Source organism: Alloiococcus otitis ATCC 51267 (genome assembly GCF_000315445.1).
Taxonomy (GTDB): domain Bacteria; phylum Bacillota; class Bacilli; order Lactobacillales; family Carnobacteriaceae_A; genus Alloiococcus; species Alloiococcus otitis.
Map to the genome: position 1 here is coordinate 389,201 of NZ_JH992958.1, position 26,270 is coordinate 415,470.

A 26,270-nucleotide genomic window follows, 5' to 3' on the forward strand; every position below is an offset into this window, starting at 1 on the left:
GATTCAGCCAAACGGATTGCGTATTCACGCAAAAAGTACTGGCGACTGTCATGCACACATGAATTTCATCGTGCAATAACAACAGAAAGACTCAGCAAGTGGGGCTTAGTTCCACTAAGCACTATCGCTGAGTCTGCTTACGCAAGATATTGAACCGCCGTGTACGGAACCGTACGCACGGTGGTGTGAGAGGTCGACTAGCCAATTAATGGCTAGTCTCCTACTCGATTTCTTGTTTTATCGGTCTAAGCCTAGCCTAAACTTATCCGTCATCTGTCTTAGTCTGTGCTATAATAGAATTATCTATGGCGAGACATAGCTTGCTAGGCAAGTGAATCTGTTATTAAAGGGGTAAGGACATGGACCAGGATAGAGTAAACCGCGTCAACGACCAACTGGTTTTGATTTTTAATGAGATTCTTGAAATTCAAGAAAGGGTACTTAAAAAGAGCCGGTTTTCAGATTTAACCCTTAAAGAAATGCATACCATCGAAGCCATCGCCCAGGATGGGAGTTTGAGTTCCAACCAGGTAGCTAAAAACCTAAAAGTCACCCCTGGGACCTTGACCGTAGCCATCCAAGGACTTGAGAAAAAAGGTTATGTGAAACGAGTCAAATCGGACAAGGACCGTCGCGTAGTCCTACTCCAATTAACTGACCGAGGCCAAGCCATCTACCAGGTCCATAAAAACTTCCACCAAGAAATGGTGGAAGAAACCTTAACTGGTTTAGACCCTAAAGAAGTGGAAGTCTTGACCAAGGGGTTGAATAACCTCCAGCAATTTTTGCTAAAGAAAAAGTAAGCTATACGTTTTGACCATATAAAATAGATGGAAAAGCAAGCCTAGTCCGGGCTTGCTTTTTTATGTGGTGATTTTGTAATTGAAATGAGAAGGTAATTGAAGGAAGGCAAGTGGCCTTATAATGGAGGACAAGTGTAAATCCTATCATAGCAGTAAAATAAAAGTTGCATTATCAAATTATTTTTCAAAAATAAGATGTATTATTATTGAACTTTAATGACATTTGTCTATAATAATTATATATGAATTCTATATGAGTTATATATAATAGAATTCATATTAAAAATACATAAAGAAGGTGTGCTTGTATGAAGTTACTGCGCAAGAAAAATGGTCAGTGGCTAACGGTCTCGCTAGCAGTCAGTGGCCTACTTTTAGGAGCTAATTCCCTTCAAGTCTCAGCGCAAGATCCGGCTGGTGACCTGGAGGAAGACCAGTTGACTAGCGGACTCGACTTTTTAGCTGATCCTGTAGGGGTTAGTGACACGGATTCTGCGGAGTCAGTTGAATTGAGAGGACTTGAAGAAGCTTTAGAGGAAGAGACAGATAATGGCGAAGGGACTTGGCAAGAATTTGAATATGATCAGGGCTATGATGAACCTGGTTCAGCTTTGCCAGAGTCTTTTAGAGAAGGCCTTAAACCTAGTCGACCAAATGAAGGTTTAACGGCAGAAGACAAGGAAGACCAGTCAAGTCCTTCAGCTCAGGAGGTCCAAACTTCTGGTCAGGAAGCTCAGGTTCAAGAGTCAGTTAATGGAGAAGCAGACCGCAAAGACCGAGAAGCTGAGGCAAGGAGTGAGAACCAGGATTCTGCTTCTTATGAGGACCAGAAAAGCAGTGATCCAAACCAGGTTGATTGGCAAGAGAATGGGGCGACTGACTTGGCTAGAGTTGGGACTACAGTCCTTTCCCCTGTAGAAGTGGAGACTGAGAACCCGGCTGATCAAGCAAGAGACCAGTTAGTTTCCTACCGTAGCGACCAAGTGAACTTACAGCAAACCTGGTCAGATGGCTACCGAGGTCAAGGACAAGTTGTTGCGATTATTGACTCCGGTTTATATGTCGACCATGATGCCTTTGCCCCCCTTTCAGACCCAGACCAAGCCCTCTACCGGACAGAAGAGGAATTAAACCAGGCTAAAGCAGCGGCTGGTATTGATTATGGCCGTTGGTTTAATAATAAGGTCATTTTTGGTCATAACTACAATGATGTTAATGACAACCTTTCTGAACTTGCCCAAGCTTCTCACGGGACCCACGTTTCAGATTCAGCAGTTGGAAACACCCCTCAAGCTCTCGATATCGGGACAGAGGCCAATCCAGCTTCACGTTACAATGTCCATGGGGTTGCACCGGAAGCCCAATTGATGTTTATGCGGGTCTTTTCAGATGTGAACGGTGCTGGAACCAGTGAATACTTATATGTCCAAGCTATTGAGGATGCAGTGGCCTTAGGGGCTTCCAGTATTAACTTGAGTTTAGGGGCAGTTGCTGGGTCGCAATACGAAACCTCTGGAGCCCTGGAACGAGCTATTGCCCAAGCCCGGCGCCAAGGTGTGTCCGTAGTCATTGCAGCTGGGAATGAGAACAGTTTTGGAGACGGTCATAGCAAGCCCCGGGCCCAACACCCCGATTATGGAGTTGTTGGGACACCTTCAACTTCGCGCGATTCCATTTCTGTTGCAGCATTTGAATCAGACTGGTTAGTCAATGATGTGATGAACTTGGTTGACCAAGACGGACAGGTGACCAGCCTGCCTTATACTATTGTGGCTAATGGCGGTGAGGCTACTTTAGAAACACCTGCCTATGCTGGACAAGCCTTTGCCTATGAACACGTTGGCCTTGGAACACCTAGTGAGTTACTAGGGGTGGATCTGACTGGTAAATTTGCCCTTATCAGCCGGGGTCAAATTACCTTTACAGAAAAAGCCCAATTTGCTCGTCAAGCAGGAGCAGCTGGAGTTGTGATTTATAATAATGTAAACGATGGTACGACAGTTAATATGGGGATAGAAGGCTTGGAAGGCTACCCAATTATTGGGGTCACTTACGATGTAGGCCAAGTCTTGATAGACAACCAGGAAAGTCACCTTTTGAGTTTTACAGGCGAAAAATTGCGGTTTAAAAACCCCAACGCTGGTCAACCAACCAACTTTACTAGTTGGGGCTTGACAGCAGATGGGGAACTCAAGCCGGACCTCGCAGCGCCAGGGGGCAATATCTATGGGGCGGTCAACAATAATGATTACCAATCCATGAGTGGGACTAGTATGGCTTCGCCTCACGTTGCTGGAGCTGTAGCCTTGTTAAACCAGCGTTTACCTGATTTATATCCTGGGCTTGAAGGGGAAGAGCTGTCAAGTTTGGTGAAGGCTCTTTTAATGAGTTCGGCCAGACCCCACTATAATACCGAAAGAGGAGCCTTTACCTCGCCACGTCAGCAAGGTGCTGGTCTTATCGATGTTGATAATGCTTTGAACTCAGGAGTATACCTCACTGGTCTTGATAATTATCCAAGTATTTCTTTGCGTAATGTCGGCGACCGGTTTGAATTCGACATTAAGGTCTACAATATTTCTAATGAAGACAAGTTGTTAAATATCACCAGTCACCTGACTACTGATGCTGTGGAGGATAGTATCTTGGGTAAGGTCTTTGCTTTAGAACCTCGCCACCTAAAAGATATCCCTGAAGGGCAAGTTTTGGTGCCAGCCCACAGTCATGAGATTGTAACCATCAGTATTGACGCTCGGGAGTTTGCCCAAACTTTATCCAGAGACATGCCAAATGGTTACTTCCTAGAAGGCTTTGTCAGTTTCGGAACTAGTCAGGATCCACTTTTAGCTAGCATTCCATTTGTAGGCTTTAGGGGAGATTTTGCCAACCTAGATGTTGTTGAAAAACCCGTTTACGATTTTGACTTTGACATGACGACTGACTACTCTGACACACCATTCTATTTTGTAGACTTATCCAATAACACGACAACGCCAAACTTTACAACTTTGATTACCAACCAGGGCAATTACCTTTTGAACTTGGGTCTGGACACCATTGCTTCATTGGACTCAGACGAAGAGGTAACCCTGGCAATTTCACCTGATAATGACGGAAGCAAAGACTTCCTTGGTTTCAACGGTGTCTTCTTGCGTAACTATGAAGACTTCAGGGCTAGCGTTTACGCCTTAAATGACTTGGGGGAAGCAGAATTAGTTTGGGTCAGCCAGCCAGCTTGGGGTATTAAGAATTATTTTGGAGGGACCCCTTTTAGTCCTAAATCATCTTTTGTCTTATCATCCATTTGGGAGGGACAAGATTTCTGGGGCCGGCCTGTGGCAGATGGGCTCTACCGCTACGATATAACTGTTCGGTCACAGGTTCCAGGTAGTTTGAACCAACTCCTGTCCTTTAATATCCATGTCAGCAGAACAAAACCTCGTGCAAGTGGTGCTGATTTTGATGAGGACACCAGACTCTTAACCCTCCGGGAAGTCGAAAATGTCTACCCGGGCCTGAACCCCTACCGAACTCGAATTATGATCGGTAATCCCCCAGATTCAAGACTTCTTTCTTTGGGATTAGTCCAAGATACTCGTCCAGCTATTTACTTAAATGGTCATGGCAACCATTCTTTCACTATTCCTGACCAAGTCGATCTTTTCGCCGTCAATGCCTACCTTCACTTAGAAGACTATGCGGGAAATACTTCGGTGACCCTCCTATCTGATATCCTGCATGGTCAAGGTGGTGTAGTTGAATTTAAATTAACGGATGCTAGGACAGGTCAAGATTTAACTGGAATGGGACTCCGAGTCCGTATAAGGGATGAGGAAGGCAACATAGTCGAAGGGCACCGCCTACAAGGATTAAACAAGCAGAATGTTAGACGTTTGCCGTATGGGGCTTATACAGCTGAAGTTTTCTTGATGAACGATGAACGAGGAGTATTTAGACTTGGTTAATGAACCAGTTCAAACCTTCTTTGTCACTGAAGACAATTCTTGGCAAGAGGTTGAATTTTTGGTCAATCTTGTAGAACAAGTGGACGTTCGAATCGAATTAAACGAGCCTCTGCCTGCCGGGGGCGCTATTTACTTGGTTGATGGACTAGGTCATGCAAGCTTGGTCCCACAAACCAGCTACGTTAATACTGTTCATCAGGTAAGGGTCCGGGCTGGTGACTATGTTCTTAGAGTCCAATTGCCAGAGGGATATGTTTCAGACCAAAACGGCCAGCAAGTGACAGTAGATTCCACTCAAAATGTGTTAGTAGTGGAGGTTAGACGAGAAGAAGTTGACAAGTCTGACTTGGGTCAATTGATTGACTATGCCCGAGGAGTCGACCAGTCACAATTGGAATTTGTAGACCAGTATCTACTTAATTCTGTCTTAAGAAGAGCCGAATCAGTTTATGAAGATCCCGAAGCGCTCCAACAAGATGTTGATTACATGACAGCTGGTTTGAGGGGCACTTTAGAAAGACTAAACTTATTAGATACCCTAGCAGAAGACCGGACAGTCGCTAAAGACCGGGTATCTGAATTGACCTTGTTAAGTGAAGCAGAAGTTTTGGCATACAACGACCAGATTGACTTAGCTGATAGTCTTGAAGCTATTGCTAGAGTGGTTAGTGAAGCAGAAGACCTGCAAGCAGAGCGGCAAGCCCAGTTAGAGGCAGCTGAAACATTAGCCCGGGTTAAAGACCAGGCAAGCAGCCAGATTAATGACTTAGAAGCTTTAGATGAAAACCGAAAAAACCAATACTTGGAAGCTATTGCTGGTGCTGAATCAGTTGAGGCGGTAACCACCCTTGTTTCTGCTGCCCGTGAAGAAAATGAACAAGCAAAGGCTGAAGCAGAACGGCAAGCCCAACTAAACCAAGCTAAACAAGTGGCCTTAGATGAATTAGGACAACTGGAAAATCTGCCTGAAGACCAAAGCCGTGACTTTGCAAGGAGAATTGAAGCAGCAGATAGTTTAGAAAACGTCCAGGCTATTCTTGCAGAAGCTAGACAAGCTGATGAACTGGCACGGGAAAGACTGGAAAATGAACGCTTGGAACAATTGCTTGCCCAACAAGCCTTGGCTACAAGCAAGGACCTAGCTCGCAGACTGGTCGATCAATTGTCTGAATTGTCTGACCAAGAGACAAGTCGTTTCCTAGACCGGGTTGAAGCTGCTACAACACCTGAAGAAGTGAATGCGGTCATCGAGTCGGCCCTAAAAGCCAATAATGATGCCCTTCTTGCTAACCAGGAGGCAGAAAAAGCAGCCCTCCAAGCACAGTTGGAAGCTCAAGCCGAAGCAGCCCGTCAACGGGAAGCAGAACTCCAGGCTCAGTTAGAAGCCCAGGAAGAAGTAGCTCGCCAGCGGGAAGCGGCCCTTCAAGCACAATTGGAAGCCCAAGCTGAAGCAGCTCGTCAGCGGGAAGCAGCCCTTCAAGCCCAAGTAGAAGCTAGTCAGAAATTGGCTGAAACACTTCAGGCTAGACTCGTTGGTTTAGAGTCTCAATTAGAGGAACAAAGTAAGACTACTCGTCAATTGTTAGAAGATTTACAGGCACAACTAGCTAAGCAAGTAAATGAACTTCAAGCTCAACTAGTTGCGCAGACAGCTGAATTACAAGCTGTGTTAGCAGAACTAGAAGGACGGTTGATTGACCAGCCAAAAGCAACACGCGAACGAGTGGAAGAGTTAGAAGACCAGCTAGGAAAACATACTCGTGACTTGGAAGCTGAGCTAGCAGACCTTGTCAGACAAGTCCAAGCTCAATTGGATGCTCAAGCGGAAGAGGCCCGTCAACGGGAAGCAGCCCTCCAAGAACAGTTGGAAGCCCAAGCTGAAGCAGCTCGCCAGAGGGAAGCGGCCCTTCAGGCTCAACTAGAAGCTCAAGCAGACCTGAAAGCTCAAATTGAAGCGAGCCGACAACAAGTAGCTGAATTACAGGCTGAGTTGATCAGACAAGTTGAACTTGCTGACCAGCGTGAAGAAGAGCTTAAAGCTCTTCTGAAAGAAAAAGAAGAAGCCAGAGCGCAGCAGCAAGCAGACCTAAAAGCTAAGTTAGAAAATCTTCAGAAACAATTAAATGATCAAGCAAAAGCAAGTCGAGAGCGTGAAGCAGCACTTCAAGTGAAATTAAACCAAGCTATCCAAGCCTTAAAAGACCTATTGTCAAGAATACATGAAGATGAACCTAGCCCTAGTGAGGGGACACCAAAACCGAGTGATCCACAAGGTCAGAACCCTGACCAAGTTGATCCTGGAAAGACAGGTGATGATGACAAGGAAAGGGAAGATAATGAGAGCATTCCGGATGACTCCAACCCAGAAGAGTCTTACCCACGAGAAGGTGAGACTTCAGTTGATTCAGTTTATGACTTCTTAGCGCCCGTCTTTGAATGGAGACCAGGAAATAATGGAGTCAAACCTGACCCAGAAGCAGAGGACGACAAGGAAGGTCAAGGAGATTCAGGATCAGTTGACCCAGACCAGGTTAAACTTGACATCATTAACTCCGATGAGGATGCTACATCTCCCGACGAAAGTGGCTCCCAAGACCAGGACTCAAATTCAGGGACTGACGAAGGGGCTAATCCGACTGTAGGAGTTCCAAGTCCGGAAGCTCCAGATGTAGAGGATCCAAGTAAGGGGAGTTTAGGATCTGATGATCAAGAAGGAGCAGACGGTCCAAGTCTAGAAACACCAAAAGATGACTCTCCTGAAGTCAAAAAAGCTCTTGGTGAAGTTGACTTTCCAATAAAACTAGATGAAGCAAGAGATCCAGATCACACCACTATTTCTGATAAAAAAATTCCAGCTTCAGACCAAGCTGGGAGCACAAAACCTAATGCTGATCCAGTCTTAGCAAGTAATCCACCAAACAAAAAGAAAGCAAGTCTAACTAAGAAAAACCTGAGCCAAAAAACGAGTCAGACCAAGCAGAGAGAAGATTCGCCAAGTCAAGACAAACAGGTCTTGCCGAAAACAGCTACAGGGACTTGGATTTTAGGCATGTTAGGCTTAACCAACCTAGTGGGCGGTTTATTTGCTGGTAAAAAGAAGAAAGGGTAAATTGATTAATTATATTCTCTCGATAGTGATAAGTAAATAAAGAAGACATTTTTATGGAATAGCTTGATGGATAAGCTTAGTCCGAGAACCCAGCCATTTATGCTTAGCATACTTGGCAGGGTTTTTCGGTTTTTTCTTCTATTGAATAAAAACCATCCCAAAAGCGAACTCTTGGCAAAAATAACGAAAAACTTTAAGAAAAACTTGAAAGTACCTAGCAGAGTCTGTATAATGTCAAGAGTGTCTATGGAAGAGATAAGCTTTTTTTAGCATGCCCATTGAAGCAGCTAAAAACCATGAAACACCCATACAGGGGTGCGATTCATAGATAGCAGGCCAAGAAGTGAGAGGTTGCGACACACCCGGATGCATTGCCATGTGGAGGGTGTGCGGAAATTTTCATGGAGCCAGTTTATTTTTAAAGTAAGCGAAGGAGGGAATAACATGGCAAAACAAAAAATCCGTATCCGTTTGAAAGCATACGAACATCGCGTGTTAGATCAATCAGCATCTAAAATCGTTGAAACGGCAGAAAGAACAGGTGCCAAGGTTGCTGGCCCTATTCCATTGCCAACTGAACGAAAATTATTTACAGTGATTCGTTCACCACACAAACACAAAGATTCACGTGAGCAATTCGAAATGCGTACCCACAAACGTGTCGTTGATATTGTTAACCCGACACCAAAAACAGTCGATGCCCTAACTAAACTCGACCTACCATCTGGTGTTGACATTGAAATTAAACTTTAAAGACTAAATCAATCATATTAAATATGGAGGTGTAATCATGACCAAAGGAATCTTAGGGAAAAAAGTCGGTATGACACAGATTTTCGCAGAAAATGGTGAATTAGTGCCTGTTACTGTCGTTGAAGCTAAACCCAACGTAGTCTTGCAAGTTAAAACTTCTGAAACAGACGGCTACGATGCAGTTCAAGTTGGTTTCGATGACAAGCGAAATGTTTTGTCTAACCAGGCTGAGCAAGGTCATGTTAAAAAAGCTAACACTGCTCCTAAGCGCTTCGTTCGCGAATTTCGTGATGCTGAGCTAGGAGAGGTTGAAGTCGGTAGCGAAATTACAGTCGAAACATTTGCAGAAGGCGACATCATTGATGTAACCGGTACTTCAAAAGGTAAAGGATACCAAGGTGCCATCAAGCGTCACGGCCAAAGTCGGGGTCCTGAAACTCACGGGTCTCATTACCACCGAAAAGCAGGTGCTATGGCCATGGCTGCTGACCCATCTCGTGTTTACAAAGGCAAAAAATTACCAGGTCGTATGGGTGGTAACCAAGTAACCGTCCAAAACCTAGAAGTTGTCCGCGTTGATGCCGACCGCAATGTTCTCTTGATTAAAGGGAATGTACCGGGTGCTAAAAAATCCCTAGTTGAAATTCGAACAGCTAAAAAATCAAACTAAAATACTCGGAAGGGAGGATTAACCAATGCCTAAAGTAACCGTATTTAACCAAGAAGGAAAAGAGAATGGTGAAATCACTTTAAACGATACAATCTTTGGTGTCGAACCAAACGATAACGTCTTGTATGATGCCATTATTATGCAACAAGCCTCACAACGACAAGGAACTCATTCGGTCAAAAACCGAAGCGCTGTTCGTGGTGGTGGACGTAAACCATGGCGTCAAAAAGGGACTGGTCGTGCTCGTCACGGGTCTAACACCTCACCAATCTGGCGTGGCGGTGGTGTCGTATTTGGACCAACACCACGTTCTTACAGCTACAAATTACCGAAGAAAGTTCGCCGTTTAGCGATTTTATCTGCACTTTCACAAAAAGTCATTGATTCAGAGCTATCTGTCATTGACAAACTCGAATTTGACAAACCAAAAACAAAAGATTTCAGAGCCCTACTAGACCAATTAGAAGTCGACCGCAAAGCATTAGTCGTGTTAGAAAAAGACAACGAATTTGCTGCCCTATCCGCACGAAATATCCCAGGAGTTAAAGTAGTAGCCCCTGATAATGTATCTGTGCTGGATGTTGTTGGTCATGACGACTTAATCCTTACCCAGGCTGCTCTGGAACAAGTAGAGGAGGCACTTCAATAATGTCAGCACATGATATCATCAAGCGACCAGTGATCACTGAAAAATCAATGTATGCTATGGAAGATAAAAAATACACATTTGAAGTGGACGCTCGTGCTACTAAAGTTCAAGTTAGAAAAGCCGTTGAAGAATTATTTGATGTTGATGTCTTAAAAGTTAATATCGTCAACACTGCCCGTAAACCAAAACGAATGGGTCGCTACAATGGTTACACTAAACGCAAACGTAAAGCCATTGTTAGCCTAACCGAATCATCAAATGAAATTGATGTTTTTGGTGACGAAGAAGAATAAAACTTTGAAAACAAATTAAGGAGGGGAAGACCGTGGCGATTAAAAGTTATAAATCTATCACTAATGGACGTCGTAATATGACTACGCTCGATAACTCCGAAATTACGACTCACAAACCAGAAAAAAGCTTGCTAGAACCACAAAAAAGAGGGTCTGGTCGAAACAATGCTGGTAAAATTACTATCCGTCACAAAGGCGGAGGCCACAAACACAAATACCGTGTGATCGACTTTAAACGTCGAAAAGATAGTGTCCGCGGTGTTATTAAAACAGTTGAATACGATCCGAACCGTTCAGCTAATATTTCCTTGGTCCAATATGATGATGGAGTTAAAAGCTACATCCTAGCACCAAAAGGAATCAAGGTTGGACAAGAGATCTTCTCTGGAGAAGATGTTGACATTAAAGTGGGCAACGCTTTGCCACTAGCTAACATTCCAGTTGGGACTACCATCCACAACCTTGAATTAAAACCAGGCAAGGGCGGACAACTTGCTCGATCTGCTGGTTCAAGTGCCAAGATCCTAGGTAAAGAAGGCAAATACGTGCTCGTTAAGTTGAGTTCAGGTGAAAACCGTTTGATCCTAGCAAACTGCCGGGCAACAATCGGCTCTGTTGGGAATGAACAACACGAACTCATCAACTTTGGTAAAGCAGGCCGAAGCCGTTGGAAAGGGAAACGCCCTACTGTCCGTGGTTCTGTCATGAACCCCAACGATCACCCACACGGTGGTGGTGAAGGTCGTGCTCCAATCGGTCGACCAAGTCCTGTTTCACCATGGGGTAAACCAACCCTTGGTAAGAAAACACGCAAAGGCAAAAACAAGTCGGATAAATTGATTGTCCGTCGTCGCCGAACTAAAAAACGAAGCAAATAATCTGAGAAGAATAAATGGGTTTTCCCGTAAGGAGGGCGTAACATGGGTCGTAGCTTGAAAAAAGGACCTTTTGTCGATGATCACTTAATGAAAAAAGTAAAGGCTATGGACGATGACAATAAAAAAGTAATCAAAACATGGTCTCGTCGTTCAACTATTTTCCCAAACTTTGTTGGGCATACAATTGCTGTATACGACGGTCGCAAACATGTCCCTGTCTACATTCAAGAAGACATGGTCGGCCACAAATTGGGTGAATTCGCACCAACTCGAACATTTAGAGGTCACAGTAAAGATGACCGCGTGACTAAGAAATAATAATCGGAGGGAGGAAAAATCATGACAGACAAGGTAACAGAAGCTAAAGCATCTGCTCGTATGATTCGAATTGCTCCACGTAAAGTTCGCTTAGTCGTTGACCAAATCCGTGGCAAAGATGCTGGTGAAGCAATTGCTATCCTTCGATTTACCAATAGAGGTGCAGCTGAAGCGGTAGAAAAAGTCTTAAAATCAGCTATTGCCAATGCTGAGCACAACTATGACATGAATGTCGAAGACTTATTTGTCAGTGAAGCATATGCCAATGAAGGACCAACCTTAAAACGTTTCCGTCCAAGAGCGAAAGGTGCAGCTTCAAAAATCAACAAACGAACAAGCCACATTACTGTTGTGGTATCTGAGAAGAAGGAGGGTTAAAGCATGGGATCTAAAATTAATCCACACGGCTTGCGTGTTGGCGTTATCCACGATTGGGACGCAAAGTGGTATGCTGAAAAAGATTTTGCAGACAAATTACACGAAGATTTGGCGATTCGAAACTACATTGCAGACAAACTAGTTGATGCTTCGGTTTCCCGCGTTGAAATTGAGCGTGCAGCGAACCGGGTCAACATTTCGATCCACACAGCTAAACCAGGTATGGTGATTGGTAAAGGTGGGTCTGAAGTCGATGCTTTAAGAAACCAATTGGCCAACTTAACTGGCAAACGCGTTCACGTTAACATCATCGAAGTGAAAAAACCGGATGTCGATGCAACACTTGTCGCTAAATCGATTGCGGAACAACTTGAAAACCGTATTTCATTCCGACGAGCACAAAAACAAGCCATCCAGAGAGCTATGCGTGATGGCGCTCAAGGAATTAAAACACTTGTTGCTGGTCGGTTAAATGGTGCAGATATGGCTCGTTCAGAAGGATTCTCTGAAGGAACCGTTCCTCTTCACACTATCCGAGCTGATATTGATTACGATAACGTCGAAGCGGATACCCAATTCGGTAAAATTGGTGTGAAAGTCTGGATTTACAAAGGAGAAGTTCTTCCTGAAATTGAAGATAGCAAGGAAGGAGGAAAATAATCAATGTTAGTACCTAAACGTGTGAAATACCGACGTGAATTTCGCGGTAAAATGAAAGGTGAAGCAAAAGGCGGTAAAGAAGTTGCTTACGGTCAGTACGGTTTGCAGTCACTTGACTCCAAGTGGATCTCTAACCGCCAAATTGAATCAGCCCGTATTGCTATGACCCGATACATGAAACGTGGTGGGAAAGTATGGATTAAAATTTTCCCTCACAAATCAGTAACTGCTAAAGGTATCGGAGTTCGTATGGGTTCCGGTAAAGGTGCTCCTGAAAAATGGGTAGCTCCAGTTAAACGTGGTAAAATCATGTTCGAAGTCGGTGGTGTTTCGGAAGAAGTCGCTCACGAAGCCTTGAGACTTGCTTCAATGAAATTACCAGTGCGAACTCGTGTGGTAGCTCGTGAAGAAAGTGGTGAATCACATGAAGGCTAAAGAATTGAAAGAATTATCCACTGCTGAACTACTTGAGAAAGAAGCGGAGTACAAAGAAGAACTCTTTAACTTACGTTTCCAATTGGCTACAGGACAGCTGGAAGATACAGCCCAAATTAAAAAAGTTCGGAAAAATATTGCTCGTGTGAAAACTGTTTTAAGACAAGCTGAGCTTGCCCAATAAGCAGTCCCCTAGTTCCATTAAAGGAGGTTAAAGAATGGCTGACCGCAATTTGCGTAAAGAGTATGTGGGGAAAGTTGTTTCTGACAAAATGGACAAGACCATTGTGGTTGAAATCAGAACAACCCGAGAACACCCTAAATACAAAAAACGGATCAAATACTCAACTAAATTTAAGGCACATGATGAAAATAACACTGCCAAAGAAGGCGACACAGTTCGAATCATGGAGACCCGTCCACTTTCCAAAGACAAACGATACCGTTTAGTTGAAGTAGTAGAAGAAGCAGTTATCCTATAAGACTGGTATGTCTGAGTTGAAAGGAGGATTCTAACGTGATTCAAAGTGAAAGTCGTATGAAAGTTGCTGATAACTCTGGTGCCCGTGAAGTACTGGTTGTAAAAGTACTGGGAGGGTCAGGTGCTAAGACAGCTAATATCGGTGACGAGGTAGTTGTTAGTGTTAAAAATGCTACACCAGGTGGCGTTGTCAAAAAAGGTGATGTAGCCCGAGCTGTCATCGTTCGATCAAAAACTGGCTTGCGCCGTCCAGATGGTTCATATATCAAATTTGATGAGAATGCTTGTGTAATCGTACGTGAAGACAAAGCACCTCGAGGAACTCGTATTTTTGGACCAGTTGCCCGCGAATTACGTGATAGCAACTTCATGAGAATTATTTCGTTAGCTCCGGAAGTATTATAAAAAGAGATGGTTTAGGAGGTGCGAGACATGTTTGTAAAAACAGGAGATAAAGTACAAGTAATCTCTGGTAAAGAAAAAGGGAAACAAGGTACGGTTATTGAAGCTTTGCCAAAACAAGACCGAGTTAAAGTTGAAGGCTTGAATATCATCAAAAAACACCAACGACCTGGCATGGGAGTCGAAGGTGGGATCGTTGAAGAAGAAGGCCCGATCCACGTATCCAACGTCCAACTAGTCGACCCTGAAACAGGTGAACCGACTCGAGTTGGTTACCGGTTTGAAGACGGCAAAAAAGTTCGTTACGCTAAAAAATCTGGCAAAAAAGTTTAATGAGTTTAGTGCGAAAGGAGGACAAGTAAAGATGTCACGATTAAGTGAAAAATACCAAAACGAAGTACGCCCATCACTAATGGATAAATTTGACTACACTTCCATTATGGAAGCACCTAAAGTTGAGAAGATCGTTGTCAATATGGGTGTCGGTGATGCAGTTGCAAACACTAAAAACCTAGATGATGCAGTAGAAGACTTGACTAAAATTACAGGTCAAAAACCTGTCGTCACCAAGGCCAAAAAATCTATTGCAGCTTTCCGTTTACGTGATGGTATGCCAATCGGTACCAAGGTAACCTTGCGTGGTCAAAGAATGTACGAATTCTTGGACAAATTAGTTACGATTTCATTACCACGGGTGCGGGACTTCCGCGGCGTCAGCCAAAACTCTTTTGACGGCCGAGGGAACTACACTCTGGGAATTAAAGAGCAACTGATTTTCCCTGAAATCGACTTTGATGAAGTGAATAAAGTACGCGGCATGGACATTGTGATCGTCACATCAGCTAACACTGATGAAGAAGGACGCGAATTACTCAGAGAATTGGGTATGCCCTTTAGAAAATAAAAATAGGAGGTTATAACGAAATGGCTAGAAAAGCAATGATTGAAAAAGCTAAAAAACCAGCAAAATTTTCTACTCGTGAATATACCCGTTGCCAACGATGCGGACGACCTCATGCTGTCTACAAAAAATTTAAATTATGCCGTGTTTGTCTTCGTGAACTTGCTCATAAAGGACAAATCCCAGGCCTTAAAAAAGCAAGCTGGTAAAAATAATATTACTGATAAAGGAGGCTACTTTGAATGGTCATGACAGATCCGATTGCAGATTTCTTAACTCGCGTTCGTAACGCTAGTGATGCACACCACGAAAGTGTGGAAATCCCTGCATCTAATGTTAAAAAAAGTATGGCCGACATCCTTAAAGCTGAAGGTTTTGTCAAAGATGTAGAAGTCATTGAAGACAATAAGCAGGATGTTGTTCGTATCCAATTGAAATATGGACAAGATAAAGAACGGGTCATTACAGGGATCAAGCGTATTTCTAAACCCGGGTTACGTGTCTATGCTAATGCAGAAGAAGTACCCAAAGTTTTAAATGGCTTGGGGATTGCTATTATTTCAACTTCCCAAGGTGTCGTTACTGATAAAGAAGCTCGTGCTAAAAAAATCGGTGGCGAAGTATTAGCATACGTTTGGTAAACAATTTATTTATTAAGGAGGTGCCGGTCAGTGAGTCGTATCGGAAATAAACCTATTAATATTCCAGAAGGCGTTGAAGTATCTTTAAAAGAGGGGAACGTCCTTACAGCTAAGGGCAAACAAGGCGAAATTACCCGTAGCCTTAGCCCAAGTATTGAAATTAATGTTTCTGACCAAGACATTGTTTGTGAACGTCCCAATGATTCGAAAGCTAACCGTATTGCCCACGGAACTACCCGGTCTTTAGTCTTTAACATGGTTGAAGGGGTAGCCAATGGTTTTAGCAAAAAATTAGAATTGAACGGGGTTGGGTACCGTGCCCAAAAACAAGGGAACAAATTGGTCTTAAATGTTGGGCTATCCCATCAAGTAGAATTTGAACAGCCTGACGGTATTGAGATTGAAGTTCCATCTAACACCGAAATCGTCATTAAGGGTGCTAGCAAAGAGGCGGTTGGTCAACTAGCAGCCAAAGTTAGAGGAGTTAGACCACCTGAACCTTACCAAGGTAAAGGGATTAAATACGCCGATGAACAAATTCGCCGTAAAGAAGGTAAAACTGGTAAATAGGCTAGTGAATAAGCTAGTGAATAAGCAAGACTGGACGATCGTCTTCTATTGCCAGACAAAATAGAATAAAGAGGTGACAATTGTGATTTCAAAACCAGATAAAAATAAAGTGCGTAAAAAAAGACATAAACGGATTCGTCGCAATCTTTCTGGTACTGCTGAGTGCCCACGTTTAAACATCTTTCGTTCAAACAAAAACATCTACGCTCAAGTTATTGATGACGTAGAGGGTGTAACGCTCGCAAGTGCATCTACATTGGACAGCGAAGTTTCCAATTCCGAAAGCAAAACCGAGCAAGCTGCCTTGGTAGGCGAATTAGTGGCTAAACGGGCTAAAGAACACGATATTGAACAAGTCGTTTTTGACCGTGGCGGTTACAAATACCACGGCCGGGTCCAAGCCTTAGCAGATGCAGCCCGTGAAAATGGACTAGATTTTTAAGCAAAAAGGAGGAAAATAGACTATGGTATCAAACATTGATCCTTCAACATTAGACCTAGAAGATCGTTTGGTTGAAATCAACCGAGTAACGAAAGTTGTAAAAGGTGGACGTAACTTACGATTTGCGGCAGTTGTCGTTGTTGGCGATGGAGATGGCCATGTCGGCTTAGGAACTGGTAAAGCTCTTGAAGTGCCAGAAGCTATCCGAAAGGCTGTTGAAGATGGGAAACAAAACCTTATCTATCTCCCTCGCGTTGGTACAACCATCCCACACGAAGTGATTGGTGAGCACGCTGGTGGTCGTATCTTACTCAAACCTGCTGTTGCTGGTTCTGGTGTTTCAGCCGGTGGACCAGTCCGTGCCGTCTTAGAACTTGCTGGTGTGGCTGATGCAACTAGTAAATCAATTGGGTCTAACACAGCAATTAACATGATTCGTGCGACCTTGGATGCCATTTCGCAACTAAAAACTGCTGAAGAAGTAGCTAAATTGCGTGGCGTCTCAGTTGAAGACTTACAAGGATAAGGAGTGGACACATTGGCAAACTTAGAAATAACCCTTAAGCGAAGTTTGATTGGTCGTCCACAAAACCAACACAAGATTATCAAGGCATTGGGACTTGGTAAGGTTAATTCTAGTGTTATCAGACCTGATAACGAAGCGGTTCGTGGCGCAATCAAACACGTCGATCATTTAGTAGAAGTTAAAGAAGTCAACTAAGTAAAAGATTTGAATAAAGGAGGTGCCAGGTTATGAAACTTCACGAATTAAAAGCTCCCCAAGCTCGAAAAGCCCGTAAACGGGTCGGTCGAGGCTCATCTAGTGGACAAGGTAATACAGCTGGCCGAGGTGAACACGGTCAAAAATCAAGATCTGGTGGAAATGTTCGTCTAGGTTTTGAAGGTGGTCAAACTCCACTTTTCCAAACATTGCCTAAACGAGGCTTCACCAATGTTAATCGTAAAGAATATGCGATTATTAACTTAAAAACTTTAAACGAATTAGATGAAGGCACTGAAGTTACACCAGAACTTCTGAAAGACAAAGGAATTATCAAAAATCAAAAATCCGGTATTAAAGTTTTAGCTAAAGGCGAATTAGACCGCAAATTAACTGTGAAGGCGCACAAATTCTCAGTTGCAGCTAAAGAAGCAATTGAAAACGCCGGAGGATCAGTTGAGGTGATCTAAGGGAATGTTCAAAATATTAAAAGGGGCATTCACCGAGAAAGAAGTTCGTGGCCGAGTTTTTTTCACCTTGGCCTTGCTCTTCGTCTTTCGAATCGGGACCCACATTACGGTTCCTGGTGTTGATGCCTCAGCATTAAATGAATTATCAGAAACTGGACTCTTCACCCTCCTTGATACATTTGGTGGGGGTGCCTTATCCAGTTATTCCGTTTTTGCTCTAGGTGTTTCGCCTTATATTACTGCATCCATTATTGTCCAATTACTACAGATGGATGTTATACCCAAGTTTAAGGAATGGTCAGAGCAAGGTGAAGTTGGCCGGCGTAAGCTGAACAATGTCACCCGGTATGGGACAATCGCTTTAGGTTTCTTACAAGGCTTAGGGATCTCGATTGGTTTTAATGCCTTGGCCGACTTTGGTCTCGTCAGAAATCCAAATGCAGCAACGTATATTACCATCGCTATTATTTTGACTGCAGGGACCATGCTGGTCATGTGGCTGGGTGAAATGATATCCGTCCATGGGGTCGGCAATGGGACCTCCTTGATCATCTTTGCTGGTATTGTTGCGACTATCCCGCAGGACTTGATCAACTTTTACCGGGTGCAGGTCGGCAATGCCGGGGACGAACTCATCCAATCAGTACTTGTCTTTGCCCTCGTCATGCTTGCTTTAATTGCCCTAGTCATTTTTGTCACCTGGATGGAAAATGCCAAACGGAATATTCCAGTGCGGTATTCTAAACGTGCTTCATCAGCTGGAGATGCGACTTTACCATTAAAAGTTAACTCAGCTGGTGTTATCCCGGTTATTTTCGCCAGTTCTTTTATCATGACACCGCAAATTTTCTTAAACCTGTTTGCTCAAAGTAGCCAGGATTCGACTTGGTTCCAGGTAGCGACTAGTATTTTCAGCTTGGAAGAACCAATTGGGGCTATCTTCTATACCATTTTGATTGTAGCCTTCACTTACTTTTATGCCTTTATCCAGATTAATCCGGAGAAAGTTGCTGAAAACTTGCAAAAACAAAATGCCTATATTCCTAGTGTTAGACCAGGGCGGGCAACGGAAGACTACATTTCCTACATGCTCATTCGCTTAAGTACGGTAGGAGCTCTTTACTTGGGAGTTATCTCAGTCCTACCGATTATTGCTTCCAATTTCTGGAACTTGCCTTCTTCCATTACCCTAGGCGGTACAAGCTTACTCATTGTTGTCGGTGTCGGTTTAGATACCATGCGACAGCTTGAAGGCTTGTTGAGCAAGAACAACTACCAAGGATTTATTCAATCCTACCAAAAAAGTGAGGAATAAGGTGTTAGCTTAAGCTTGACCTTATTCCTTGCAGGACACATTAATGGAGGACTTTATGAATTTAATCTTATTAGGCTTGCCAGGTGCCGGCAAGGGAACACAAGCAGCAAGAATTACTAAGAAATACGACCTGCCTCATATTTCAACCGGGGACATGTTCCGGGCAGCCATGAAAAATGAAACAGAACTTGGCAAGGAAGCTAAGAAATACATGGATGCTGGCGACTTGGTACCTGACCAGGTCACCAACGGAATTGTGGAAGAACGTTTAGATGAGGATGATGCCCAGACTGGCTTCTTGCTAGACGGTTACCCTCGCACAATCAACCAGGCTCAAGCCTTGGAAGACATGCTGGAAGACAAAGGTAGATCGCTGGACACAGTCTTGTACATCCAAGTGGATAAAGAAATCCTCCTGGAAAGACTGACCGGACGCTTTATATGCTCTAATTGCGGGGCTACCTACCACAAGAATAACAAGCAACCTGAAAAAGAGGGCGTTTGTGACGTTTGTGGCTCTACTGATTTTTACCAGCGTGATGACGACAAACCAGAGACAGTTAAACGCAGAATTCAGGTTAACGAAGACCAAACTAATGACCTCGTTGACTTTTACAAGGACCGGGGTATTGTCGCAAGGGTTGACGGTCAAGGGGACCCGAATGATGTCTTTGAGGATGTCAAGGAAATCTTGGATCAAAACTTGTAGTACTTGTTTTTTTGTGATACAATTGTAAGAGTGTCGAAACTAGGATAAAAGCAAGTGGAACAGAAACCTCAAAGGAGGAAATTTCGTGTCAAAAGAAGATATGATAGAAGTTGAAGGGACTATTCTTGAGACCCTGCCAAACGCTATGTTTAAGGTAGAACTTGAAAATGGTCACGAAATTCTTGCTCATGTTTCAGGTAAAATCAGAATGAACTACATTCGTATCTTACCTGGGGACAAGGTCACTGTCGAAATGTCTCCCTATGATCTTTCTAAAGGCCGCATAACCTACCGTTATAAATAATTGACCCCGAGCTAACTAGGCTAATCCCCCTTGCCTAAGATTAGGCGGGCTTATCCTGCTTGGCAAGTGGGTGTCTTGAAGCGAAAACGAAGGAGGTTAATCCAATGAAAGTAAGACCATCAGTTAAAAAAATGTGCGACAAATGCAAAATTATTCGTCGAAATGGACGGGTTATGGTTATTTGCTCAAACCCTAAACACAAACAACGTCAAGGCTAATTTAAATTTATAGGAGGTGTAAATTATGGCACGTATTGTCGGTGTAGATATTCCCCGTGATAAACACATTGTTATTTCATTGACTTACATTTACGGTATCGGCAAATCAACTGCTCAAAAAGTTTTAGCGGATGCTGGCGTTCCAGAAGAAATCCGTGTCCGTGACTTGACCAACGACCAATTGGATGCCATCCGTCGTGAGGTTGACAAGCTAAAAGTTGAAGGTGACTTGCGCCGTGAAAAAAGTCAAAATATCAAACGTTTGACTGAAATTGGTTCCTACCGTGGTATCCGCCACCGTCGTAACCTACCCGTTCGTGGTCAAAGAACCAAAAACAATGCCCGTACCCGTAAAGGCCCAGCTGTTGCAATTGCTGGTAAGAAAAAATAATTAAATTAAAAAGTTAGGAGGTATATTGTATGGCAAAAGCTAAAAGAAGAAGCCAAGGTTCACGTAAACGTCGTGCCAAAAAGAATATTGAACATGGTGTAGCCCACATTCGTTCTACTTTTAACAACACAATCGTTATGATTACAGATGTTCAAGGGAATGCCATTTCTTGGTCATCTGCTGGACAGCTAGGCTTTAAAGGATCTCGTAAATCAACTCCTTTCGCTGCTCAAATGGTGGCTGAAGCTGCAGCTAAAGGTAGCATGGAAAATGGTATGAAATCTGTTGAAGTATCAGTTAAAGGTCCTGGTTCAGGCCGTGAATCTGCAATTCGTTCACTTCAAGCTACTGGTCTAGATATTACAGCTATCAGAGACGTGACACCAGTCCCACACAACGGATGCCGTCCTCCAAAACGTCGTCGCGTTTAATGAATTGCCTAGTAGATGATAATGTTCATTACATGTACTAACGTTTTGAAAGGGGTAAATGGGTAGATGATCGAAATTGAAAAGCCAGTAATTGAAACAGTAGAGATCAGTGAAGATGGCAAATTTGGTAAGTTTGTTGTTGAACCATTGGAACGTGGTTATGGGACTACCTTAGGGAATTCCTTGCGCCGTATCTTATTATCATCACTACCGGGTGCTGCGGTCACCAATATTCAAATTGATGGTGTTTTGCATGAGTTTACTGCTATTGATGGTGTGGTTGAAGATGTGACTTCCATCATCTTAAACCTGAAAAAACTGGCTTTAAAACTTCATACTGAAGAAACAAAAACAATTGAATTGGATATTGAAGGCCCTGCTGAAGTGACAGCAGCTGATATTATTACTGATAGTGATGTTGAGATTATGAATCCAGACCTATACTTGTGTACTGTTTCTGAAGGTGGTCATTTACACATCCGGATGGAAGCAGAAACTGGTAGAGGTTATGTGAATGCAGAGCACAACAAGCATGATGATATGCCAATCGGTGTTTTGCCAATTGATTCAATTTATACCCCAATTAGTCGTGTCAACTATACTGTTGAAGACACCCGCGTTGGTGAGCGCGAGCAATATGATAAGTTAACCTTGGATATTTGGACAGATGGATCCATTTCCCCAGAGGATGGCTTGAGTCTAGCGGCTAAGATCATGAATGAACACTTGAACATCTTCATTAACTTAACTGAGCAAGCACGTGAAGCGGACATTATGGTTGAAAAAGAAGAAGACCAGAAAGAAAAAATGCTTGAGATGACCATCGAAGAGCTTGATTTATCTGTTCGGTCTTACAACTGTTTGAAACGTGCTGGCATCAATACTGTCCAAGAACTAACGGACAAAACTGAACCAGAAATGATGAAGGTCCGTAATCTCGGACGTAAGTCATTAGAAGAAGTTAAAAACAAGCTTGATGACTTAGACCTAAGCTTGAAAGAAGAATAGTAGGTAAAGGAGGAATAGTAAAATGGGATACCGTAAACTCGGACGTACAAGTTCACAACGAAAAGCCATGCTTCGCGATTTAGTATCCGACTTAGTTATTAATGAACGCATCATTACCACAAAAACTCGTGCCAAAGAAGCCCAACGTCTCGCAGACAAAATGGTGACCTTAGGCAAACGTGGTGACTTGCATGCTCGTCGCCAAGCTGCTGCTTTCTTGCGCAATGAATTGGCAACTGTAGGTGAAACAGAAGAAGAAATTATTGTTCAATCAACGCTACAAAAGTTATTTGACGACATTGCTCCTCGTTTTGAAGACCGTAATGGTGGCTACACTCGTGTCTTGAACACTGAACCTCGTCGCGGTGACAATGCTCCAATGGCTGTCTTGGAATTCGTTGTTAAAGGCGACACCGATTCTATCGACGAAGATGACGATGTTGAAGAAGTTGTAGCAGAAGAAGAATAAACTTTTAACTAACTTTAGATGTATGGAGCGTTACGATGATGGGACTCATTAGTTCCAAGTGTCTAGCTCTCGTTTTCCTGGAGGCAACTTGCTTCCAGGAAAACCCATATATCAAAGTTCTTTTTTTATACATAATAATTTGCGGCAGGGAGATTCTCTACAGCAAGCAAAGTGATCATACTTATCACATCCATTTCATTTCTTGTCTAGTTTAAGTTCCGAGCCGTTTTCACAGTAGTGTTCGGCTTTTTGTCTGGCACTTTGACTTATAACTAATTTAAATTGTAAAAAGCTTTTGTTTTTGTTAGTCTAATAGCGTTAAGGTGAAATGTTAATGATATGTAAATATGGAGCGGTTGGATGGCTGAAATAATAAGTGTAGAGAATATTAGCTTTAAGTATAATAGTGAAGATGACCACAAGGCCTTGAATGAGGTCTCTTTTACCATTGACAAGGGAGATTGGATTTCGGTTATTGGGTCTAATGGTTCAGGCAAATCGACCCTGGCCAAGACCATCAATGGCCTTATTGCCCCAAACTCCGGCCGAGTCCAGGTGGGAGACTATGAACTCAATGAAGACAATGTGTGGTCCATCCGTCAGATGGTGGGAATGGTCTTCCAAAACCCAGACAACCAATTTGTTGGCTCAACCGTCCAGGATGATGTCGCCTTTGGTTTGGAAAACTTGGGTGTGCCACGAGAAGATATGGTGGTTCGGATACGGGCTGCCTTAGACCGGGTTGGCATGCTAGAATATGCTGATCGGGAACCTGCCCGCCTGTCAGGGGGGCAAAAGCAACGGGTTGCCATTGCTGGAATTATAGCCCTCCAACCTGAGATTATGATTTTAGATGAGGCTACCAGTATGCTGGACCCATCTGGCCGGTTAGATGTTTTGCGGACAGTCAAAGAAGTCAAGGACCAGGAGAACTTAACCGTTATTTCCATCACCCATGATATTGATGAAGCAACGGAAAGCGACCAAATCATTGTCATGAAAGACGGCGAGATTGACCGGATTGGCCCGCCCAAAGAGATTTTTGACCTCGGACAAGACTTGATTGACTTGGGCTTGGACTTGCCCTTTTCCGAACAAGTCAAATTAGCCTTAAAAAATCAGGGCATTCCAGTGCCAGAAGACTACCTATCAGAAGAAGGGATGGTGGAATGGCTATGGACATCCGTTTCCAAGAAGTAGGCTTTACATACCAAAAAGGAACCCCCTTTGAAAGCCGTGCCCTTTATGACATCAACCTCTCCATTAAAGACGGTTCTTACACCGCCTTGGTTGGCCATACGGGGAGCGGAAAGTCCACTGTTTTACAACACTTAAATGCTCTGAAAATCCCCACTGAAGGTCAAGTCCATATTGGAGACCGGGTCATTTCCCAAGAAAGTGAAAATAAGAAATTAAAAGCCTTGCGCAAAAAAGTGGGCATTGTTTTTCAGTTTCCTGAAGCCCAACTTTTTGAAGAAACGGTCGGCCAGGATATTGCCTTTGGTCCTAAAAACTTTGGCAAGAGCCAGGAGGAAGCCGATGCCATTGTCCAAGACATGCTTCTTTTGGTTGGCTTAGATGAGTCCTTTAAAGACCGGTCCCCCTTTGACCTATCTGGGGGCCAGATGCGGCGGGTTGCCATAGCTGGTGTTTTGGCCTTGCAACCGGAAGTCTTGGTCCTGGACGAACCTACAGCTGGTTTAGACCCCAAGGGCCGGCAAGAAATCATGGACATGTTTTACAAACTCCATAAGGAAGAAGGCTTGACCATTGTCCTCGTGACACACCAGATGGAGGATGTGGCAGACTATGCGGACCACATGATTGTGCTAGATCATGGAACGGTCAAGCGTGAAGGTCAGCCCCGGGAGATTTTTAAGGAAACAGATTGGTTGAATAGCCTGAAACTTGGGCTTCCAAAGTCTGTTCGATTTGCCAATAGGCTCCAAGAAGAGTTTGGCTGGGACTTTGACTTCCTCCCCTTGACCACAGAAGAATTGGGTCAAGCAATTGCCGGTAAACTGGGAGAGGAGAGTGGTTCATATGATGGATAAGTTAATCTTTGGGCGCTATATTCCAGGCGACTCCATCATCCACCGACTCGATCCCAGAAGTAAGCTTCTGTCCGCCATGGCATTTATCATTATTATTTTCTTTGCCAATAATTGGCAGACCTACCTGCTTTTGGCGGCCTTTGTTTTCTTGGGACTGAAGCTGTCTGGCATCAAGTTTTCCTTCTTTCTTAATGGTGTTAAACCCTTGATATGGCTGATTTTATTTACCGTAGTCCTCCAAGTCCTCTTCACTTCGGGTAATACTATCCTATTTAGCTTTGGTCCTATTGTGGTATCTGAAGAAGGCTTGGTTAACGGGGTTTTCATTGCCCTGCGCTTTGTCTTAATTATCTTTATGTCTACCCTTTTGACTTTGACCACTATGCCACTCAGTTTGACTGATGCGATTGAATTTATCCTCCGACCTTTCAAGTATGTTAAGGTGCCGGTCCATGAAATTGCCTTGATGTTATCTATTGCCCTGCGCTTTGTCCCAACTTTGATGGATGAAACCGAGAAAATTATGAATGCCCAGCGTGCTCGAGGGATAGAGTTTGGAGAAGGCAATTTGTATGAGCAAATGAAAGCCATTGTTCCCATGCTGATTCCCCTCTTCGTTTCGTCATTTAACCGGGCAGATGACCTGGCTACTGCTATGGAAGCCCGTGGTTACCGGGGAGGGGAAGATCGGACCAAGTTCCGGCAGTTGGAATGGTACAGACGAGACACCTTCCTCCTCTTGGTCATGTTGGCCTTGGCCATTTTACTTTTACTACTGCGAACTTAGGAGAACATCTTGAAAATCTCTACCAGCCAAGAGCTTGTTCTTTTTGGCTGGTATTTTAACGGCTTTAAAAGCTGATTGAATTCGAAGTAAGGAGGGAGTCCATGACTTTACGGTATAAAATGGTGATAGCCTATGATGGTACACGGTATTCGGGCTACCAAACCCAGGTCAATGCTTTGACCGTCCAAGATGAAATTGAAGGAGCCCTCCAAAAATTAGCCAAGGGAGAATTTGTTCGCATCCATGCTGCCTCACGAACGGATGCTGGAGTCCATGCAAGGGGACAGGTGGCCCACTTTGACTTTCCCTTTGAAATCGAAAGCGAGGGGCTCCAGCGAGGTTTGAACACCCTCTTGCCAGGTGACATCTCCATCAGGTCTCTAGACCGGGTAGGAGGGAACTTTCACTCCCGCTTTGATGCCAAAGGGAAGCACTACCGTTACTGGTTGTCTAATAGTCCCATCATGGACCCCTTTAACCGCCTCTATGCCTGCCACCACCCTTACCCGCTTGACCTAGAAGCCGTACAAGCTGCCCTGGCCCACTTAGTCGGCTGCCATGACTTTACTAGCTTTGCGGCTAGCCAAACTGACGTAAAAGACAAGGTTCGCACCCTCTACCGTGCCGACTTGGAAGTGCTGGGCCATGACTGGATTTTTAACTTTGTGGGAGATGGCTTCTTGTATAATATGGTCCGGATCATGGTGGGAACAGTGGTCGCTGCAGGTGAAGGCAGGATTGCACCAGACCAAGTCCCAGACATTATCCAGGCAAAAGACCGGTCCCAGGCAGGTAAGACCATGCCTAGCAAGGGCTTGTGCTTGATGAAACTTTACTACGGGTCGGTCCCCGGCAGTGAGGGCGAAAAAATGGAAAAATATCCAGAGAAACATTGACAATAAAGGGATATTTCGGTATGATGTATTTTGGTATTGTTTACCCCATGATAAGCCCCGGAAACTTATTGTGTGACCGATTGTAAACAAATGAATCGAATTAAAGCCAAGCTATAAGGAACGGTAGTCTTGGCAATGAATGAATCTAG

The 26,270-nt window shown here is 43.8% G+C and carries 36 protein-coding genes; all 36 read left to right on the top strand.

From position 1 onward, the window contains the following. Positions 1 to 359: 359 nt before the first annotated feature. The gene (locus HMPREF9698_RS04295) at positions 360 to 803 is read left to right on the top strand and encodes a MarR family winged helix-turn-helix transcriptional regulator (protein WP_003777669.1); all 444 of its coding nucleotides are present in this window, start codon (positions 360 to 362) and stop codon (positions 801 to 803) included. A 308-nt stretch (positions 804 to 1,111) separates the two neighbouring features. Then, entirely contained in the window at positions 1,112 to 4,768 is a 3,657-nt protein-coding gene (locus tag HMPREF9698_RS09185) for a S8 family serine peptidase (protein WP_003777671.1), read from the top strand. After that, entirely contained in the window at positions 4,761 to 7,877 is a 3,117-nt protein-coding gene (locus HMPREF9698_RS08450; protein WP_003777673.1) for a GA module-containing protein, read from the top strand. Before HMPREF9698_RS09185 ends, HMPREF9698_RS08450 begins: the two co-directional genes overlap by 8 nt. Positions 7,878 to 8,321: 444 nt before the next feature. Beyond that, positions 8,322 to 8,630: a 30S ribosomal protein S10 gene (gene rpsJ, locus HMPREF9698_RS04310; RefSeq protein ID WP_003777675.1), complete on the top strand. Its 309-nt coding sequence runs from the start codon at positions 8,322 to 8,324 to the stop codon at positions 8,628 to 8,630. Positions 8,631 to 8,667: 37 nt separating this feature from the next. Continuing rightward, positions 8,668 to 9,300, top strand: a complete 633-nt coding sequence (gene rplC, locus HMPREF9698_RS04315) for a 50S ribosomal protein L3 (RefSeq protein WP_003777677.1) — start codon at positions 8,668 to 8,670, stop codon at positions 9,298 to 9,300. A gap of 25 nt (positions 9,301 to 9,325) precedes the next feature. Then, complete coding sequence (gene rplD, locus HMPREF9698_RS04320; protein WP_003777678.1) at positions 9,326 to 9,949, top strand: 50S ribosomal protein L4; 624 nt, start codon at positions 9,326 to 9,328, stop codon at positions 9,947 to 9,949. Beyond that, entirely contained in the window at positions 9,949 to 10,242 is a 294-nt protein-coding gene (gene rplW, locus HMPREF9698_RS04325) for a 50S ribosomal protein L23 (RefSeq protein WP_003777680.1), read from the top strand. The genes rplD and rplW overlap by 1 nt, the downstream gene beginning before the upstream one ends. Positions 10,243 to 10,274: 32 nt before the next feature. After that, the gene (rplB, locus tag HMPREF9698_RS04330; protein ID WP_003777682.1) at positions 10,275 to 11,120 is read left to right on the top strand and encodes a 50S ribosomal protein L2; all 846 of its coding nucleotides are present in this window, start codon (positions 10,275 to 10,277) and stop codon (positions 11,118 to 11,120) included. A gap of 42 nt (positions 11,121 to 11,162) precedes the next feature. Further along, the gene (gene rpsS / locus HMPREF9698_RS04335) at positions 11,163 to 11,438 is read left to right on the top strand and encodes a 30S ribosomal protein S19 (RefSeq protein ID WP_003777684.1); all 276 of its coding nucleotides are present in this window, start codon (positions 11,163 to 11,165) and stop codon (positions 11,436 to 11,438) included. A 21-nt stretch (positions 11,439 to 11,459) separates the two neighbouring features. Continuing rightward, positions 11,460 to 11,816, top strand: coding sequence for a 50S ribosomal protein L22 (gene rplV, locus HMPREF9698_RS04340; RefSeq protein WP_003777685.1), 357 nt, complete (start codon positions 11,460 to 11,462; stop codon positions 11,814 to 11,816). Between the two features lie 3 nt (positions 11,817 to 11,819). Then, positions 11,820 to 12,476, top strand: a complete 657-nt coding sequence (gene rpsC, locus HMPREF9698_RS04345; protein ID WP_003777687.1) for a 30S ribosomal protein S3 — start codon at positions 11,820 to 11,822, stop codon at positions 12,474 to 12,476. 3 nt (positions 12,477 to 12,479) lie between these two features. Continuing rightward, positions 12,480 to 12,911, top strand: a complete 432-nt coding sequence (gene rplP / locus HMPREF9698_RS04350) for a 50S ribosomal protein L16 (RefSeq protein ID WP_003777689.1) — start codon at positions 12,480 to 12,482, stop codon at positions 12,909 to 12,911. After that, positions 12,901 to 13,095, top strand: a complete 195-nt coding sequence (rpmC, locus tag HMPREF9698_RS04355; protein ID WP_003777691.1) for a 50S ribosomal protein L29 — start codon at positions 12,901 to 12,903, stop codon at positions 13,093 to 13,095. Before rplP ends, rpmC begins: the two co-directional genes overlap by 11 nt. A 34-nt stretch (positions 13,096 to 13,129) precedes the next feature. Beyond that, the gene (gene rpsQ, locus HMPREF9698_RS04360) at positions 13,130 to 13,393 is read left to right on the top strand and encodes a 30S ribosomal protein S17 (protein ID WP_003777692.1); all 264 of its coding nucleotides are present in this window, start codon (positions 13,130 to 13,132) and stop codon (positions 13,391 to 13,393) included. A 35-nt stretch (positions 13,394 to 13,428) separates the two neighbouring features. Beyond that, a complete protein-coding gene (rplN, locus tag HMPREF9698_RS04365; RefSeq protein ID WP_003777694.1) occupies positions 13,429 to 13,797 on the top strand; it encodes a 50S ribosomal protein L14 in 369 nt (122 codons plus the stop codon). A 27-nt stretch (positions 13,798 to 13,824) separates the two neighbouring features. Beyond that, entirely contained in the window at positions 13,825 to 14,127 is a 303-nt protein-coding gene (rplX, locus tag HMPREF9698_RS04370; protein WP_003777696.1) for a 50S ribosomal protein L24, read from the top strand. 31 nt (positions 14,128 to 14,158) lie between these two features. Then, on the top strand, positions 14,159 to 14,698 hold the full coding sequence (rplE, locus tag HMPREF9698_RS04375) for a 50S ribosomal protein L5 (protein WP_003777698.1): 540 nt from the start codon (positions 14,159 to 14,161) through the stop codon (positions 14,696 to 14,698). 20 nt (positions 14,699 to 14,718) lie between these two features. Further along, positions 14,719 to 14,904, top strand: a complete 186-nt coding sequence (locus tag HMPREF9698_RS04380; RefSeq protein WP_003777700.1) for a type Z 30S ribosomal protein S14 — start codon at positions 14,719 to 14,721, stop codon at positions 14,902 to 14,904. 33 nt (positions 14,905 to 14,937) lie between these two features. Then, positions 14,938 to 15,336: a 30S ribosomal protein S8 gene (gene rpsH / locus HMPREF9698_RS04385; protein ID WP_003777703.1), complete on the top strand. Its 399-nt coding sequence runs from the start codon at positions 14,938 to 14,940 to the stop codon at positions 15,334 to 15,336. A 30-nt stretch (positions 15,337 to 15,366) separates the two neighbouring features. Beyond that, the gene (gene rplF / locus HMPREF9698_RS04390; protein ID WP_003777704.1) at positions 15,367 to 15,906 is read left to right on the top strand and encodes a 50S ribosomal protein L6; all 540 of its coding nucleotides are present in this window, start codon (positions 15,367 to 15,369) and stop codon (positions 15,904 to 15,906) included. Between the two features lie 73 nt (positions 15,907 to 15,979). Next, positions 15,980 to 16,348: a 50S ribosomal protein L18 gene (gene rplR / locus HMPREF9698_RS04395; protein ID WP_083860992.1), complete on the top strand. Its 369-nt coding sequence runs from the start codon at positions 15,980 to 15,982 to the stop codon at positions 16,346 to 16,348. A 22-nt stretch (positions 16,349 to 16,370) separates the two neighbouring features. Further along, entirely contained in the window at positions 16,371 to 16,874 is a 504-nt protein-coding gene (gene rpsE / locus HMPREF9698_RS04400; RefSeq protein WP_003777709.1) for a 30S ribosomal protein S5, read from the top strand. Positions 16,875 to 16,886: 12 nt separating this feature from the next. Beyond that, a complete protein-coding gene (gene rpmD, locus HMPREF9698_RS04405) occupies positions 16,887 to 17,069 on the top strand; it encodes a 50S ribosomal protein L30 (RefSeq protein ID WP_040292468.1) in 183 nt (60 codons plus the stop codon). Positions 17,070 to 17,101: 32 nt separating this feature from the next. Further along, complete coding sequence (gene rplO / locus HMPREF9698_RS04410) at positions 17,102 to 17,539, top strand: 50S ribosomal protein L15 (RefSeq protein ID WP_003777712.1); 438 nt, start codon at positions 17,102 to 17,104, stop codon at positions 17,537 to 17,539. Positions 17,540 to 17,543: 4 nt separating this feature from the next. Further along, on the top strand, positions 17,544 to 18,854 hold the full coding sequence (gene secY, locus HMPREF9698_RS04415) for a preprotein translocase subunit SecY (RefSeq protein WP_003777714.1): 1,311 nt from the start codon (positions 17,544 to 17,546) through the stop codon (positions 18,852 to 18,854). Positions 18,855 to 18,909: 55 nt separating this feature from the next. Next, positions 18,910 to 19,563 (top strand): adenylate kinase, encoded by a 654-nt coding sequence (locus HMPREF9698_RS04420; protein ID WP_003777716.1) that lies wholly within the window; start codon positions 18,910 to 18,912, stop codon positions 19,561 to 19,563. 100 nt (positions 19,564 to 19,663) lie between these two features. Beyond that, positions 19,664 to 19,867 carry a translation initiation factor IF-1 gene (gene infA / locus HMPREF9698_RS04425; protein ID WP_425386751.1) on the top strand — a complete coding sequence of 68 codons (204 nt, stop codon included), beginning with the start codon at positions 19,664 to 19,666 and terminating at the stop codon, positions 19,865 to 19,867. A 104-nt stretch (positions 19,868 to 19,971) separates the two neighbouring features. Then, positions 19,972 to 20,085, top strand: coding sequence for a 50S ribosomal protein L36 (rpmJ, locus tag HMPREF9698_RS08655; RefSeq protein ID WP_083860993.1), 114 nt, complete (start codon positions 19,972 to 19,974; stop codon positions 20,083 to 20,085). A 25-nt stretch (positions 20,086 to 20,110) separates the two neighbouring features. Further along, entirely contained in the window at positions 20,111 to 20,476 is a 366-nt protein-coding gene (rpsM, locus tag HMPREF9698_RS04430) for a 30S ribosomal protein S13 (RefSeq protein ID WP_003777720.1), read from the top strand. Positions 20,477 to 20,505: 29 nt separating this feature from the next. After that, positions 20,506 to 20,907: a 30S ribosomal protein S11 gene (gene rpsK, locus HMPREF9698_RS04435; protein ID WP_003777722.1), complete on the top strand. Its 402-nt coding sequence runs from the start codon at positions 20,506 to 20,508 to the stop codon at positions 20,905 to 20,907. 66 nt (positions 20,908 to 20,973) lie between these two features. After that, positions 20,974 to 21,915, top strand: a complete 942-nt coding sequence (locus HMPREF9698_RS04440; protein ID WP_003777724.1) for a DNA-directed RNA polymerase subunit alpha — start codon at positions 20,974 to 20,976, stop codon at positions 21,913 to 21,915. Between the two features lie 22 nt (positions 21,916 to 21,937). Then, positions 21,938 to 22,384 (top strand): 50S ribosomal protein L17, encoded by a 447-nt coding sequence (gene rplQ, locus HMPREF9698_RS04445; RefSeq protein WP_003777726.1) that lies wholly within the window; start codon positions 21,938 to 21,940, stop codon positions 22,382 to 22,384. Between the two features lie 360 nt (positions 22,385 to 22,744). Then, entirely contained in the window at positions 22,745 to 23,584 is an 840-nt protein-coding gene (locus HMPREF9698_RS04450) for an energy-coupling factor ABC transporter ATP-binding protein (protein WP_003777727.1), read from the top strand. Next, on the top strand, positions 23,560 to 24,438 hold the full coding sequence (locus HMPREF9698_RS04455; RefSeq protein ID WP_040292472.1) for an energy-coupling factor ABC transporter ATP-binding protein: 879 nt from the start codon (positions 23,560 to 23,562) through the stop codon (positions 24,436 to 24,438). The genes HMPREF9698_RS04450 and HMPREF9698_RS04455 overlap by 25 nt, the downstream gene beginning before the upstream one ends. Next, positions 24,428 to 25,225 (top strand): energy-coupling factor transporter transmembrane component T family protein, encoded by a 798-nt coding sequence (locus tag HMPREF9698_RS04460; RefSeq protein ID WP_003777731.1) that lies wholly within the window; start codon positions 24,428 to 24,430, stop codon positions 25,223 to 25,225. Before HMPREF9698_RS04455 ends, HMPREF9698_RS04460 begins: the two co-directional genes overlap by 11 nt. Before the next feature lie 101 nt (positions 25,226 to 25,326). Continuing rightward, positions 25,327 to 26,121 (top strand): tRNA pseudouridine(38-40) synthase TruA, encoded by a 795-nt coding sequence (truA, locus tag HMPREF9698_RS04465; RefSeq protein ID WP_003777734.1) that lies wholly within the window; start codon positions 25,327 to 25,329, stop codon positions 26,119 to 26,121. Positions 26,122 to 26,270 lie beyond the last annotated feature (149 nt).